The 15,412-nt window shown below is 33.8% G+C and carries 11 protein-coding genes; 6 read left to right on the forward strand and 5 right to left on the reverse strand.

The annotated features are described in order from the left end of the window. Positions 1-125: 125 nt before the first annotated feature. The 5 genes from DET49_RS03910 to DET49_RS03930 form a co-directional block, all read right to left on the reverse strand. Positions 126-980, reverse strand: coding sequence for an RteC domain-containing protein (locus DET49_RS03910; RefSeq protein WP_243729514.1), 855 nt, complete (start codon positions 978-980; stop codon positions 126-128). A gap of 203 nt (positions 981-1,183) precedes the next feature. Further along, complete coding sequence (locus DET49_RS03915) at positions 1,184-1,687, reverse strand: lipocalin-like domain-containing protein (protein WP_133546794.1); 504 nt, start codon at positions 1,685-1,687, stop codon at positions 1,184-1,186. A gap of 498 nt (positions 1,688-2,185) precedes the next feature. Beyond that, entirely contained in the window at positions 2,186-2,983 is a 798-nt protein-coding gene (locus tag DET49_RS03920) for an SDR family oxidoreductase (protein ID WP_133546795.1), read from the reverse strand. Positions 2,984-3,074: 91 nt separating this feature from the next. Beyond that, complete coding sequence (locus DET49_RS03925; RefSeq protein WP_133546796.1) at positions 3,075-3,974, reverse strand: helix-turn-helix domain-containing protein; 900 nt, start codon at positions 3,972-3,974, stop codon at positions 3,075-3,077. Positions 3,975-4,247: 273 nt separating this feature from the next. After that, entirely contained in the window at positions 4,248-5,456 is a 1,209-nt protein-coding gene (locus DET49_RS03930; RefSeq protein ID WP_133546797.1) for a site-specific integrase, read from the reverse strand. Between the two features lie 338 nt (positions 5,457-5,794). On the opposite strand from DET49_RS03930, the gene DET49_RS03935 reads away from it, so the two are divergent. The 6 genes from DET49_RS03935 (at position 5,795) to DET49_RS03960 (ending at position 15,404) form a co-directional block, all read left to right on the forward strand. Continuing rightward, positions 5,795-5,995 (forward strand): hypothetical protein, encoded by a 201-nt coding sequence (locus DET49_RS03935; RefSeq protein ID WP_133546798.1) that lies wholly within the window; start codon positions 5,795-5,797, stop codon positions 5,993-5,995. Between the two features lie 320 nt (positions 5,996-6,315). Then, positions 6,316-6,918: a DUF1819 family protein gene (locus DET49_RS03940; protein ID WP_133546799.1), complete on the forward strand. Its 603-nt coding sequence runs from the start codon at positions 6,316-6,318 to the stop codon at positions 6,916-6,918. Beyond that, positions 6,918-7,496 (forward strand): DUF1788 domain-containing protein, encoded by a 579-nt coding sequence (locus tag DET49_RS03945; RefSeq protein WP_133546800.1) that lies wholly within the window; start codon positions 6,918-6,920, stop codon positions 7,494-7,496. Before DET49_RS03940 ends, DET49_RS03945 begins: the two co-directional genes overlap by 1 nt. Positions 7,497-7,498: 2 nt before the next feature. After that, positions 7,499-11,002: a BREX system P-loop protein BrxC gene (gene brxC / locus DET49_RS03950; protein WP_133546801.1), complete on the forward strand. Its 3,504-nt coding sequence runs from the start codon at positions 7,499-7,501 to the stop codon at positions 11,000-11,002. Next, positions 11,002-14,532 (forward strand): BREX-1 system adenine-specific DNA-methyltransferase PglX, encoded by a 3,531-nt coding sequence (gene pglX, locus DET49_RS03955; RefSeq protein WP_133546802.1) that lies wholly within the window; start codon positions 11,002-11,004, stop codon positions 14,530-14,532. Before brxC ends, pglX begins: the two co-directional genes overlap by 1 nt. An 8-nt stretch (positions 14,533-14,540) precedes the next feature. Beyond that, positions 14,541-15,404, forward strand: coding sequence for a hypothetical protein (locus DET49_RS03960; RefSeq protein ID WP_133546803.1), 864 nt, complete (start codon positions 14,541-14,543; stop codon positions 15,402-15,404). The last annotated feature ends 8 nt before the right edge of the window (positions 15,405-15,412 follow it).

Genomic DNA, 15,412 nt, shown 5'->3' on the forward strand with positions numbered 1-15,412 from the left:
TTTTGAATTGGTTTAATAAATAAAAGGCTTTTCTTATTATATAGAATTTGCTAAAATCTACTTTAAAGCAAACACCCAAGTTGAAACCAACTTGGGTGTTTGCTTTATAAATAATCTCTTTGAATTTAATTATCTGCTTCTTTAATTTTTTTCAGGAGGCTTGTTTTCAATAAATCTAAAAATCTAGCGTAATCTTCTTTACGTCCTCTGATTTCCAAAAAGCTTCGATAGTAATTTCCCAAGTTAATGTCAAATATTTTTTCAAAAGCGGTCGCTAAATCCTTAATGTCTCCTTTTACAGTTCCAGATGCTATTAATGAGTAAATAAGTTCAATTAAATCAATTTTATTTGAAGTCCACGTAAGACTCAAACTTTCTAATAATTTTTCATTGTTTGAAATTTTTCTTGTTGATTTTTTCAAGTCATTTAATTCATTGGTGTAATGGTTTAACAATAAATCATATGCCAAAATCTTTGCAACAGCATTATCGTGGCTAGTAGAGAATTCGGCATCGGTATAAAAATGAGATGTATCTGAAAGTAAACCTATGTTATCATTACCGCGTAAAAAATAAAACTCATCTAGAAAGGTGGCATTCTGTCTGTAATATTTAATAAACTCACTATTGTAGTAATAATATTCTTGTAGTTTTTTTATTTCTGCATCTAAGTAATTACGCTTTGACTTATCGGTGCCCCTTGGTTTCTGAAGTAGATATTTATATAATTTGGCATAAAATTTAAGTTGCCCATAGATAAATGGTTTTTGCTTTTTGAAAAACAGAATTTCATTTTCTTTATTGATAAAATTCTTTTCTCGTAAAACAATCCTTAATTTTTGTAAATATTTTCGAGATATTTGAATGCCTTTTTCGACATTTGAAAATTCATTTAGGTTTTTGTCATTAACGTCCTCAAGAGCCAACCTACATTCATCTAGTATATGTTGTATTTCATTTGTCACTAATGAAGGTTTCAATTAATTGGCCTGTTGATTTATTTCCGTTGTTCGTTACAGATACTATTCCCAATTGGAGATGAGTACTGATGTTTATCTTTAACTATTTGGAGCTACGTTTATTTCCACAATAATTATTATAATACTGAAGAAATTTTTAAAAAAATAGATGTCTATATTTTTACGAAAAGTATATGCTAATGAACTCGAAATAAGTAGTCTAATTATTTAAGTTTAAGTCGTTTCCATATAATTTCAACTTTAGCACCACTGGGACGGTAAAACAGCTCAGTCATAGTATCGCCATTGACTACCAAATTTAATTCATCTGTGGTTCTAACATTCCCCACCCAATTAGGAAAGCTTGAACCTTCAACTTGATTACCTGAGAAATTTCCCTCTTCATCTACAGTATAACTTCCAAAGAGAGCTAAGCTCCCATTCAAAAGGTTCCGATTTTCCTCATCAGTACCCTCTCCACGAATTTCAGATTCAAATGGAGGAATTCTGGAGTCAATTATAAATTCTAAAAACTGCATCTCTTTGGTAAACGTTAATCTGCCCGCTGGTTTCGGTCCATAGGGGAAGGTCTTGATATTATTTTTTTCGACTACTATTTTAACCGGTTTCCAAGTTCCTAGAACATTATTCTTTGGAGTATCACTATGTTTACAAGCGAAAAACAGGACTTCCAGACTCAATAAAACAACAAGTAATATTTTCTTCATAAAATCAGATTAAAAAATTAGTTTATTGGCGAAACGATGGAAAATGAAAAATTGAAATTGATTTTTTTAACTAGATATTGTGGAATCAAACTTTTCTGAATCCCTAAGAATACAAAGCTTCCATTTTTTTGAAGTAGTTATAAAAATGAAATGCTTTAATCAATTTTTCTGAAATAGTGATTCTTTAATAAGCCTAAAAAATTGATTTTATTATTTCCTTAGATTCACAGGCCATTTTGAAATCGGTTATTTTGCTAAAATTATAATCTCAAATGGTGAATATTACACTATAAGGGAATGTTATAAGTCAATCTTGTTTTGCAATTTTTACTCACTTTCCATCCTTTTTACCAATTTTTAAACTCTAAATGCGGAGGGTTAAATGAAATTTTCCTATTGTCCATTGCTTATTGTTTAGGTACTTGTTTTTAGTTAAACCTATTAAATTAATTGTAGCAACCGACAATGTTTCCTTTGCCTCTAAGCTTAAGTGTTGGTTTATTTTGAGCTGAGCCAATTCAGACGGTTTGTTAGTGCTGCTTTTACATTTGTATTGGCGACATTGCCTATCGTAAGACGAAGTGGAGGGAGGTGCTTATTTGTAATATCGATAATAGCCTGCGAAACATCATTTACATCATCTAACTCTCCAAAGCTGTCTTCTTCAATCAATTTTAATAGCTCGTGTACTGGTGTGTTTTCATATGCTTTCATAGATCTTCCTGTCTTTATACTTGTTCCGAAACTAGTTCCTGTCGGTCCTGGTTGGGCAATGGTGCAATAAATATTGAAGGGCTCCAGGTCTTTAGCTATCGATTCTACAAAACCTTCTATTCCCCATTTAGAAGCGTGATATAAACTAAAACCAGGATAAGCATATTGTCCACCTTCAGACGAAACTTGTATAATATGACCTCCTTTCTGAATTCTCAAATGCGGAATCACTGCTTTAATAAATCGAATAGAACCTAAAAGATTGACTTCGATCTGATGTGAAATCATCTCGTCACTTAATTCTTCTACTGCTCCAAATAATCCATAGCCAGCATTACTAACTACTACATCTATTTTTCCGAATTCATTAAAGGCTGAATCTACAACAGATTGGATCTCAATTTTATCTGTCAACTCTAAATGTGCCACTTTAAGTTGCTCAGGATATTTTTTCTTAAGATCATTCAATGTTTCTGTATTTCGCGAGGTTGCAAAAACAGAATCTCCCTGGGATAATAATTTTTCAGTCATTACCCGTCCAATCCCACTTGAAGTTCCGGTGATTAACCATTTTTTGTGCATAATATAATATTTTTGAAAATTAATTATAGGGCAAATTAAAGCCAAAAACACTAGTGGAGCTTAATGAAGATCAAACCGATATTTACAAAAATCAAACCTTCCTAAAATCAGAAGGAGTTATTCCTTCTGATTTTTTAAAAAAATTCGAAAAATGAGTAACTTCTTTAAAATTTAGCAGGTAAGCTATTTCGGAAATAGTAGCAGAAGAGTGCTTCAACAAGATTTTGGCTTCTCTTAATATACGATCCCGAATCAGTTCCGAAGTAGAACTACCCATTGTTTTCTTTAATATTCTGTTTAAATAATTAACGTGCAGGGATAAGTTACTGGCAAAATCTGAGGGTGAGGACAGGGTTAATTTTTGATCCATTGCTTCAATTGGGAATTGGTGCTCTAGCAATTCTAAAAATGCTTCGGTAATACGTGTTGACGATTCACCATTGGTTTTATAATTGTTGGTTTGTGGAGCAAGTTTGGTCCCCAAGTGCACTATTTCAAAAATTAGGTTGCGCAATTGGTCAAATTTGTGTAAATAATTGGAATTGAATGTTTCTTCCATTTTTTTAAAACAATTCTCCACTTTCAGAAATTGATCCTCTTCTAATTCCAATATGTGTTTACCATTAGCCTGAAAAACTGCATAATCATCAATAGCACCAAATTGATGAAAAAATTCGGGTGTAAATAGGCAATAAACTCCACTATGTTTCCCTTCAAGCGGTATCCAGTTGTATGGGATTGAAGGATTTGAAAATACTAGGGCTTGTTTTTTAATGGAATATGTTTTATCTGAATAATGTACTTTGTACTTTCCTTTTAAAAGGCTTACTTTATAATAACTCCTTCGAATGAAAGGTATGGGTTCTATAACACAATTGTCTAAATCTTCAATAAATGATATATTGAAATGGCCCAATTCGTTAGTGGGTGTGATATCGTGTCTGAGATAGAAATCCCGAATGGTTTCGTTTTGGAGAATTTTACTGCTCATAGCAATGTGTTTTGATTCAGATAAATGTAAATTTATAAAAATCAAACTTAATTTTGATTTAGTTTAACTATTTGAAAATTTAGTATTACAATTAATTCTAGAGGGGATAGTATATAAGCATAGAATTATTATATCGAATTTTTTCGGGTAAAAGTTATGCGACAAGGAAAAAGTATGATATTAAAAACTCGATAGAAAAGTCATTCTTTTCATCTAAAATTGAAGATTAAGGATTTAGAAAAATAAAAAATGCTCGTAATTTAATTATTGTTTTCAAAAATTAAGAACAGTATCTAGGGCATTATCTGCATCTTTGTGAATAAAATTGGCTTGATAATTTATCGTAGTGGTAACCGAAGAATGACGATAAAGTTTCTGAAGCATCTGAATTGGAATTTTATCACCGGAAATATTACCAAAACTATGTCGAGCTATATGCATACTCATTTTTTTGTTAATGCCTAGTTTGGTGGCAACTTTTTTCAAATGTCTATTAAGATTTCGAGTTACAGTTTGTGTTCTTATAGAAACCTTTTGAGTGTCATTCAAATCCGTGCCTTTTAAATAATCGAAAATTAAATCATTATTTAATGGACTTTTTTGGCGATATTTTTTAAAAATTGAAATAGCCTTATCAGGTGTTTTTAGCGTTACGAGTTTACTGTTTTTATTCATCCGGTATCTTAATCTACCATCATAAAAATCAGACCATTTTAGTTTTAAAACATCACCTACTCTTATACCTGCAAAATAAAAACTAATGAGCCATACATCAACTGCTTTTTGCTGAGCCTCTGTCAAATCTGTACTGCTCTCTAACTTCATAATTTCTTTGCGGTTCAGTCCAATTTTTTGAGATTCGGGAATACGAATCTGAATTTTCCCTTTACCAAATGGATATCTGCCTCGGTCAACTAGAGATTCAGATATGGCGAGGTTGTAAATAGTTCTTATTAAGATCAGATAATTTACAACTGTTCTTGGCGAGCGTTTTTTATTGTGGAGTAAATATGTTTCAAATTTCCTGAGAAGGGGAACATTAAGTTCATTAAATGATAACTCATTTTTTCTGAGAAAACTCTTAATTTTTTTAAGGCGACCAAGTTCAGTATCATATTGATGATGTTTTTCTCTATCCCTTAGATTTTTCAGGTGCATTTCCGCTACTACAAAAAAGTCAACTTTTTTATTCTGTCTAATATTTTTCTTAATTGTAGTTACGGTCTGGTAATCAGAATTATTTTCAGCTTCTAGGACTTTTTTATTTGCTTCGGTAATTTTAGTAAGTAAAAAGTTATTAATGATATTCGCATTAGGATGAGATTTCCTAACGCATCTATTTTTTTCATCCCAATATTTTTCTTCAATATATTGTCCAGTTCCTAAGTAAGAGCTTTTTCTATCTTTTGTAATCCTTACAGCGATTGGATATTGGCCTTCAGGATTCTTTTTTTTTCGGAGTACTGCTTTAACGGTTGCCATAATAAATGTTTTAGATTATAAAGATAATAAAAACAGGTACAACATAGGTACAACATTTTGTGTATTTAATTGATATTATTTGAATACAAATGCTATTAAAATTCAATTAAAATATTGAAAATCAGTATTTTTATATACTGTTGGTGTTGTGTGGTAAAACACTCATAACCCGAAGGTCACTGGTTCGAGTCCAGTTCCCGCTACTAGCAAAGACAAGGCTTCACAGAAATGTGAAGCCTTTTTTTATTTCCTATAGTACAGAATAAGTACAGAATAACTCCTTTTTCATAAGTGAATTTTTAATTGGTATTAATTGCTTTCATTTAATATTGATTCCAATGGATTTTAAACTTAGGCCTACCCTAAGATTCTTTTCCTGGATAAAAACCTTAGAGATGCTCGAAAAGTATAACGAACATCCAAGAACTGAAATTAACCAAAGTATTTTACCCGATATAATCGATATTAAGACTAGCCCTTATTTAAAGGAGGTAGCTGATCTTTATAGGTTCACTATATATAATGATCTTTTAAACTAATGTTTAACCTCAATTATTCAAATTGACTTATTGTTGGAAAATAAGTCCAAACAAATAATATAGAAATAGGGTTAGAAGTAAAATGAATTCGTAATCAATCACGGAAACAGCCGATAATGCAATTCTAACCAAGAAAGAATCGGAGCTGTGTTCAGATAAAGGATTGGAGGGAGCCAGTTCTAAATAGGGAATAACTCTTGCAAAAGTCTTAAAGGAATCGTAATATTAGACAATTGTATTTTAGGCAATGACCTCACCCTACTATATTCATTGTCAATTAATAAACAAAAAGCAAATTCCAGTTTTTGATTTTTGAAATAATGAATCCTGAAAAATATGACTTTGCATACACAGCATCTTCTCTGAGATTAAATGAGATGGTGTTAGTGGCTACTGATATTTTGGAGGAGACCGAAACCGACTATGTAAATGTTTTAGGAGCTGGTAAAACAGCTACAGGAAAGCGTATTTATCGAGAGGTAATAAAACGCTTGGGCTATCTGAATAATTCCCAGCTTTTATTATTAGTTAACGGAAGTCTGGAAGTTCAAAAGCAAATAGCGTTTTATGCCGCTTGTAAAACATATCTTTTTATTAGAGACTTTACAGTGGAGGTATTAAGGGAAAAATATTTGGTTTTTGATTATGAGATTAGCGAAGGAGATTATATTTCTTTCCTAAGAAGAAAACAGGAGTTGCATGAGGAGATAGATAAACTTTCTGAAAGTAGCTTGAAGAAAATCAAACAGGTGACATTCAGAATTCTGGAACAATCAGGTTTAATTAATAATACAAAACAGAAATTAATACAACCCCAAATATTGCAAACAGAATTAATTCAGGCTATTCGCAAGGATAATCCAGAATGGCTTAAAATATTCCTGATTAGCGATTTAGATATAGAAAATTATATTAACCAATAATGTCGAACTTAACCGAAAATTTTGATCATCTATACCGGGTGATCTCTTCCTCTAATTTTTTAAAAAAACAGAGTCTTGGCGGAGAAATTCCTTTCTTTATCTCAGCATATGACGCCCAGGATCAAAACGAAGTAGAAGAAGCCATAAGATTATTGAAGAATAAATTAAATAATGCCGGTGTAACGGTTCTGGAATTGAATCTTTACGATATTGCCTGTGAAATTCTAGAGAATAAAGGAGGTATTGAAAAGATGTTTAGGGTGGAACAACGCAAATCCAAGGACAAATTTTTGAGAGCTTTACAGTCTTCACTTAATATTCACCAGGTGCTAATGCCTAAGATTAGTGAAATGATAAGAGAATCGGAGGCTAAGGTTTATTTCCTGACTGGAATAGGGGCTTGCTACCCTTTTATTCGATCCCATAATGTTCTTAATAATCTGCAGAATGTGGCTAAGGACTGTCCTACAGTTGCTTTTTTTCCTGGAGAATATAATGGGCATTCCTTAAACCTTTTCGGTTTGCTAAAAGATGACAACTACTATCGAGCTTTTAATATCAATACAATCAAAGCCTAACCATGACAATAAAAGAATACTTTGCTAAGCCTGTAGACAGACCAATTGAAACGGTGATTAAAGCTGATGACAGAGATAATATTTCAACAGAAGTTGCAGAATATGTAATTACCGATGAAATCTCCAAGAAAATCCGGGAGCTTTTCCAGGCTTATAATAACTACAATGGTGTAAACGGGGTCTGGATCTCTGGTTTTTTTGGATCGGGTAAGTCCCATTTACTTAAAATTCTTTCTTATGTATTAGAAAATAAGGAAGTGGAAGGTTATAAATGTGGAGAGTTATTTGCTGAAAAGATCGAAAACGACGAAATGCTAAAAGGTGATGTATTATCCGCTACTCGGATACCTTCTGAAGCAATTCTGTTCAACATAGACCAACAAGCTCAAATTACATCAAAGGCGGATGAAAATGCCATTCTTTCGGTTTTCTATAAAGTGTTTTTTGATCATCTAGGTTATTACGGATTCCAGCCTCATGTGGCTGAATTTGAAATGTGGTTGGATAAACAAAAAAAATATACCGATTTTAAATCCAGATTTGAGAAGTTACATGGTAAATCCTGGGAAGAAGCTCGTACTGATTATTTTGACCCAATGGTAACCGATGATCTTGAAGAAGTGTTAGGTGAAATCTTTGGTAAAGACGCTTCAAAATATGAAGATATCCTGGATGAAATGGAAGATAAGCAAAAGCAGTCTATCGAGGATTTTAGTTATCGGGTGAATGAATACATTAATACTAAGCCTTCTGGTTTTAAATTAAACTTTTTTGTCGATGAGGTAGGTCAATATATCAGTGACAACACTAAATTGATGCTAAACCTTCAGACTATTGCGGAATCATTAGCTACCAAGACAAAAGGGAGGTCGTGGATTTTAGTTACCTCTCAGGAAGATATGGAAAAGGTAATTGGAGATATGACTAAAGCTCAGGAGAATGACTTCTCTCGGATTCAAGCAAGGTTCAAGCTTAAAGTACCACTTACTTCAGCCAACGTAGATGAGGTAATTGAAAAGCGTTTATTAAAGAAAAAGGATGATGCTAAAGATCAACTTATCGCATTATATAAGAAAGAGAATGCTCATTTAGATACTTTACTATCATTCTCTGAATCTGGAGTTCAGTTTAAAGGATTTAAAGGAGAAGGAGATTTTGCTAATAAGTATCCATTTATTCCCTATCAATTTGATTTGTTTCAACAATGTAGACGTGCCCTGTCTTCTCACAATGCATTTCAGGGTAGGCATTCTTCTGTCGGAGAACGCTCTATGCTAGGAGTTTTTCAACAAGTGATCCAACAAATCGAAAATGGAGATGATCGTACCCTGGTGAGCTTTGACAAAATGTACAGCGGGATCAAGAATGAGCTAAGAGGTGAAATGCAAAGCTCTATTAATCTTGCGGAAAAAAACCTCGAAAATCCATTTGCGATTAAGGTTTTAAAAGCACTCTTCCTGGTGAAGTACTTCAATAACTTCAAAACTACCAAGAGAAATTTATCGGTGCTAATGCTGGACAATATGGATGTTGATCTAAAAGAGCATGAGAAGGATATAGAAATAGCTTTAAATCAACTCGAAAATCAAAGTTATATCCAAAGAAACGGAGATGTTTATGAGTTTCTAACCGATGATGAAAAGGATGTTGAACAGGAGATAAAGAATACAGAGGTAGATGATTCGCAGGTAACTCAGCTGCTTAGAGAAATCTTATTTGATGAGATCATCAGGGATAACAGGATAAAATACCTGGAGAACAAACAGGATTATGACTTTACCAGTAAAATAGATGGTTCAATTCTAGGGCGTGAAAAGGAACTGGAAATAGAATTAATCACAGAAAACTATCCGGAATATACAAACACGACCTATCTGCAATCCCAAACTATGGGAAGTACCGGGATGAAAATGGTTTTGGCTTCAGATTCTAATTTTATCAAGGACTTGAAAATGTATCTGAAGACCGATAAGTATGTGAAGCAAAATCGATCCACTTCTAATCGACCAGAAGTGAGCAGGATTCTGGCTGAGAAAAGTCAGTTAAATGTTCGCAGGAAATCTAATTTGAAAGAACTTGCCGATAAACTTTTGTCAGAATCTACAGTGTACCTGAATGGGAATAAGCACGAAATGAGTGTGACATCTGATGGGAAAACTAGAGTAGTAAAAGCTTTTCAGGATTTGGTGAAGAATGTGTACTCTAACCTGAAAATGCTTGGGAATATTCAGTTTAGTGAGGAGACCATCAGAAGCGTGGTAAAGAACCCGCAAGATGACCTTTTTGGTGCAGATGATTCTACAATGTCTGAAGCCGAAAATCAAATTTTTAGTCTGATAAACAGGAGGAAAAAACGTTCAGAACGTACGGCACTATCAGATTTGAAGGATGAATTCACCAAGAAACCTTATGGCTGGTATCCTAATGCCATCTGGACGGTAGTTGCAAAACTTTATCGCAGAGGAAAAATTGAATTAAAGCAGGATTCTAATATTCTGGAGGATCAGGACGTAGTTAATGCTCTAATCAATAGTTCTTACCATAGTAATACCTTATTAGAGCCCCTGGAAGAGGTAGACCCAAAACAGGTAAAAGCTTTAAAGCAAGCCTATCACGATGCTTTTGATGAAACTTGTTCAGTTAATGAAGCCAAGGAAGTTGCCAAGGCTTTTAAGGAGAAGCTACAGGCAATGTTAACGGAAGTTAGCCAGCTTCAGGTGCAGGAAAGACAGTATCCTTTTTTAGCCAGTCTAAATTCCTTTTCAGAGAAATTGAAAGTTTGGGTTCGTAAGGATTATAATTATTTTTTGAATGATTTAAACCAAATTGAAGATGAGCTTTTAGATACTAAAGAAGATCTTTTAGTGCCTATAAAAAGGTTTATGAATGGAGATCAAAAAAAGATCTATGATGATATAAGACAACTGGTAAAAGGAGATACTTCCAATTTTCTATATGTAGAGGGTGAAGAATTGGACTATTTAAATAATCTGATAGATAATAATTCTAAACCTTATCAGGGAAATGTAATCAAGGAAGGTAAAGAAGTTAAGGATCGGTTGCTGGAAAAGCTTAAGGAAACTTTTAATACTGAAAGAACAAAGGCTAACAGTAAAATTGATCGGTTGATTTCTGATTTTAAATCGAAAGACGAATTCTCTCAGCTCAATGATGAAGAAAAAAATCAGGTATTAGCGCCTTTCAAAAATGCTAAGGAAAATATCAATAGGGAAAGATATATTTCTCAGATAAGGCAAATTAAAGATCGGGCGGAAAATTATCATTTTGAGCAACAGCTTAACCAAATGTTGAAACTTGTTGCTGATGATGATTCAGATAGCGGAGGTGCAGGGGAGCCACCAGCGCAATATATTAAGCGATCTAACATTAGAGTACAATTTGAAAAATCGGAGCTTAAAACCGAAGAAGATGTTGATGATTATGTGGAAACCCTTCGTAAATGCTTAAAAGAGCATATTAAAGACAATAAAAGAATTTCGCTTTAATGAATACCAACCGACTCAAAAGATTTGCTCAGGAAGCCAGAAGAAAGTTATTACAACAAGTAGGTTCCAGAATGGAATTGGTATTGACTACCGATTCTGCTGAATTAAGGGAAAAAGCTGTGGCCTTAAGCAGCCTGAAAGATGCTATTAAAGATTCTTCTAAAGAACAGGTGATAGATAAGGTGGCCTATACCTGGTTTAACAGGTTAATGGCGCTGAGGTTTATGGATGTAAACGAATACCAGCCTACAGGGGTGAAAATAGTAACTCCAAAGGATGGATATACACTACCTGAAATTCTGGAAGATGCCAGGCAGGGACAAATTCCCGATGAGCTTCCTGTAAACAAAGAGCGAATTTATGACCTTCTTGATGGGAAAATACCCAGCTCCAATGCTCAAAATGAGGTGTATAAGGAATTATTGATTGGTGCTTGCAACCAGTTACATTCCATCTTTCCATTTTTATTTGAAAAGATTGATGATTATACAGAGCTTCTTTTACCTGATGATCTCACCAGTGAATTTTCCATGACAAATGAATTTATGGAAGGAATGCTCCAGGAAGATTGTCAGGAGGTTGAGGTTATTGGCTGGTTATATCAGTTTTATATTTCGGAAAAGAAGGATGAGGTATTTGCTTCCAAGTCTAAGGTTAAGAAAGAAGATATTCCAGCGGCGACTCAGTTATTTACTCCAAGATGGATCGTTAAATATATGGTGCAGAATACCGTTGGCAAGCTGTGGTTGCAAAACAATCCAAATTCCAGGCTAAGGGAGCATATGGAGTATTTTATTGAATCTCCATCGGTTGAAGCTAAAGATTACCTGAAGATAGATTCTGTTGAAGAAATTACGCTTTTAGACCAAGCATGTGGGAGTGGTCATATTCTGGTTTATGGTTTTGAATTGCTGTCTAAAATTTATGAAGAAGAAGGATATAATCCAAGTGAAATTCCCCAATTTATTATAGAGAAAAACCTGTTTGGCTTTGAGATAGATGAACGTGCTGCCCAACTTGCAGGTTTTGCTTTAATGATGAAAGCAAGATCTTATCATAGAAGGGTATTTAGAAAAGACCTAAAACCAAATATTCTTCAATTTGAAGATGTAAGTTTTACCACGGAGGAATTGCTTAAGGTGCTTCCGAAGGTTTACACGAATAAATCCAAAGAGTTCCAGCGCGACCTTCAATTGATAGAAAACGCCACAAACTTTGGATCTCTTATCCAGCCTGAAAGTTCCCTTAAGTTTCTTAAAAATGGCCTAGAGGAGATTGAGAAGCAATTGAGGAAAAATCCAGATCTTTTTCTACAGGATCTATTGGTTAGATTGAAAAGTGGAGTTACCCAGTTGATCAATCTAGCCAGGAAATATCATTGCGTGGTTGATAACCCTCCTTATATGGGTAGTGGAGCAATGAATCCAATGCTTTCTTCTTTTGTTAGAAATACATACCCAGCGAGTAAAGCAGATCTAATGGCTTGCTTTATGGAAGCTGGTTTAGCTGCCTTGAAACCAAATGGTTTTTTAGGAATGATAAATCAACATTCCTGGATGTTTTTAAGTAGCTATGAAAAACTCAGAAGAAACTTAATAGATGATTTTTCCTTTGATACATTACTTCATTTGGGACCTCGAACTTTTCCTGAAATTGGTGGGGAAGTTGTGCAAAATGCTTCTTTTGTTTTAACAAATGAAAAAAATCAGTTAGAAGGAGTTTATTTCGATTTATTGAATGGTAAAACTACTAATGAGAAGAGAGAAATACTTTTGAAGTGTTTAGAGAAATTGGATCATACTAACCGATACAAGCATAACAAAAAGGATTTTAAAGTTATTAATGGTCACCCAATATCGTTTTGGATAAGCGACTCTTTGGTAAACATTTTTAAGGAAAATAAAAAACTCAAAGATTTTGCACACCCTTCAAAGGGAATGATGACGGGCAATGGTAATCGATTTATTCGTTTTTCTTGGGAGGTAGAAGAGAATAATTTTATAAGAGGAATAGGATCTCATGCAGAATCTCGTGAGTCTTCAGGAAAATGGTATCCTTATTTTAAAGGAGGAGGATACAGGAAATGGTACGGAAATCGTGAAAACGTAGTTAATTTTCAATATGATGGAAGGGAACTAAAAAGTTCTGATTACGGAGAAAGAAGTCCTCAATTCTATTTTTTAAATCAATTAAATTGGTCTAAGGTTTCAGGTGCTTTTTCTTTACGTATAGGTGAAATAGGGGGATTATATGATGATGCGGCTTGTCAATGTCCTGTGATTAATGAAAATGATATATTTTACCTTTTAGGTTACTTAAATACAAAGGTATCGGGTAAATTATTGGGCTGTATCAGTAACACCCTTAATTTTTCCCCTGGAGAAATAGCAAAAATACCTATTTCCTACGATAGAAAAATATTTCCTCATATTTCAAAAATTGCTAAGGATAACGTTCAGATAAGTAAATTGGATTGGGACCTCAAAGAAACTTCATGGGATTTTAAGAAAAATGAACTAGTTCTTGCAAACGTGCAAGACATAGAAGAATCTTATGATCTCTTTAAACAATTCTGGAAAAATAATTTTTTTGAACAGCACCAAAATGAAGAAGAATTAAATCGGCAGTTTATTGACCTTTATGGTCTTCAAGAAGAAGTAACATCAGATGTGCCAATTGGAGACATTACGATTTTAAAAGATGAGGCAGACTTTATAAATGGAGAATTATTGTTCGATCAAAAGGAAGTTTTTTCCCAGTTTATAAGTTATGCTGTCGGATGCATGTTTGGCCGGTATTCATTGGATAAAGAAGGTTTAATTTTAGCCAACCAGGGAGAAACCCTGGAGGAATATTTAGAAAAAGTTGGCAAAGGAGAAGCGGAGGTTCAATTCCTGCCCGATGATGATAATATTATTCCTGTTCTGGATGATGAGTGGTTTGAAGATGATATTGTAGGGCGTTTTTATGAGTTTTTAAAAGCTTCATTTGGGAAAGAAAACTTTGATAAGAACCTGGCCTTTGTGGAAGAGTGTATTGGTAAAGATATACGTAAATACTTCGTAAGAGATTTTTATAAAGATCATATTAAACGCTATAAAAAACGACCTATTTACTGGATGTTCTCTTCTCCAAAAGGGTCTTTCAATGTGCTAATTTATATGCACCGTTATACACCGGATACCCTCAATAATATCCTTAATGCATACTTGCTGGAATACCGGGAAAAATTAAAAGCCCGAATTGAACACCTGGATCACGTAATTGAGACCGGTAGCTCCGTTGAGCAAACTAAAGCAGCCAAAGAAAAAGACAGGTTAAGAAGTGTTCTGTTAGAATTACAGGAATATGAACGAGAGATTTTGTATCCATTAGCCACAGAGCGTATCTCTATAAACCTGGATGACGGGGTGCTTGTAAATTATAACAAGTTTGGGAAAGCCATTCAGGAAGTAAAAGGCTTAAACGATAAGAAGGCCAAGGAGAAGGTAAAGAAGTTTGATTGGATAGAAACAGAAGCGATAATTTAAAGAAGAGCATGAATTATATTAAACCAGAGATTATTAGTCTGAAGAACAGCCAGGAATTCAATGAAAAATGGCTGCAAGCCAGGATCGAAGAAGACCCTTCTATGTTAGGGCTTGGAGACCTTGAATTTCGTGATACAGAAAAAATCATGGTTGGTGGTGGTAGATTAGACACTATCTTATATGATCCTGAAGATAAGAAGCGATATGAAGTGGAGATTCAGCTGGGCAAGACTGATGAAACTCATGTAATCAGGACTATTGAATACTGGGATTTAGAGCGTAAAAAGAACCCACAATATAACCACTGTGCTGTGATTATCGCTGAAGATATAACAAGTAGATTTCTAAATGTAATTTCTCTATTTAATGGTTTTATACCTTTAATTGCTATTCAGGTAAAAGCAGTAAAATTTCAGGACAATATCTCGTTATTTTTCACCAAAGTACTGGATGAGGTAACTTTTGATTTGTTAGATGAAGACACAATTTCAGAACCAACCGATAAAAATTACTGGGAGAAAAAAGCTTCAAAATCTTCGGTAAAATTAACTCAAAAAATTCTGGCGGAATTGGGAGATATAACCGATGAATATAAGCTTAAATACAATAAGCATTATATTGGGATTGAGCGTAATAATATGGCTAATAACTTTGTCACTTTTGTTCCCAGGAAGACCATGGTTATCATGAATATTAAACACGAGCGGGTCGAGGAAATAGATGAACTTTTAGAAAGTTCAGATCTTGATATTTTATCCTATGATAAGCAGTGGAAACAATATAGGGTAAGACTAAGTGATAAGGATTTAGCATCGAATATAGAGATGCTGAAAGACTTAGTAGAAAAAGCAAAACACGAATATCATAGTTAATAAGAAAG

The sequence above is a fragment of the Salegentibacter sp. 24 genome, assembly GCF_004362395.1.
Classification (GTDB): Bacteria; Bacteroidota; Bacteroidia; order Flavobacteriales; family Flavobacteriaceae; genus Salegentibacter.

Coding starts and splice junctions, on each gene's coding strand:
- DET49_RS03930 (WP_133546797.1), bottom strand. CDS start 5,456: ATGGCAACCGTTAAAGCAGTACTCCGAAAAAAAAAGAATCCTGAAGGC.
- DET49_RS03940 (WP_133546799.1), top strand. CDS start 6,316: ATGAATCCTGAAAAATATGACTTTGCATACACAGCATCTTCTCTGAGA.
- brxC (WP_133546801.1), top strand. CDS start 7,499: ATGACAATAAAAGAATACTTTGCTAAGCCTGTAGACAGACCAATTGAA.
- DET49_RS03935 (WP_133546798.1), top strand. CDS start 5,795: ATGGATTTTAAACTTAGGCCTACCCTAAGATTCTTTTCCTGGATAAAA.
- DET49_RS03925 (WP_133546796.1), bottom strand. CDS start 3,974: ATGAGCAGTAAAATTCTCCAAAACGAAACCATTCGGGATTTCTATCTC.
- DET49_RS03920 (WP_133546795.1), bottom strand. CDS start 2,983: ATGCACAAAAAATGGTTAATCACCGGAACTTCAAGTGGGATTGGACGG.
- DET49_RS03960 (WP_133546803.1), top strand. CDS start 14,541: ATGAATTATATTAAACCAGAGATTATTAGTCTGAAGAACAGCCAGGAA.
- DET49_RS03945 (WP_133546800.1), top strand. CDS start 6,918: ATGTCGAACTTAACCGAAAATTTTGATCATCTATACCGGGTGATCTCT.
- pglX (WP_133546802.1), top strand. CDS start 11,002: ATGAATACCAACCGACTCAAAAGATTTGCTCAGGAAGCCAGAAGAAAG.
- DET49_RS03915 (WP_133546794.1), bottom strand. CDS start 1,687: ATGAAGAAAATATTACTTGTTGTTTTATTGAGTCTGGAAGTCCTGTTT.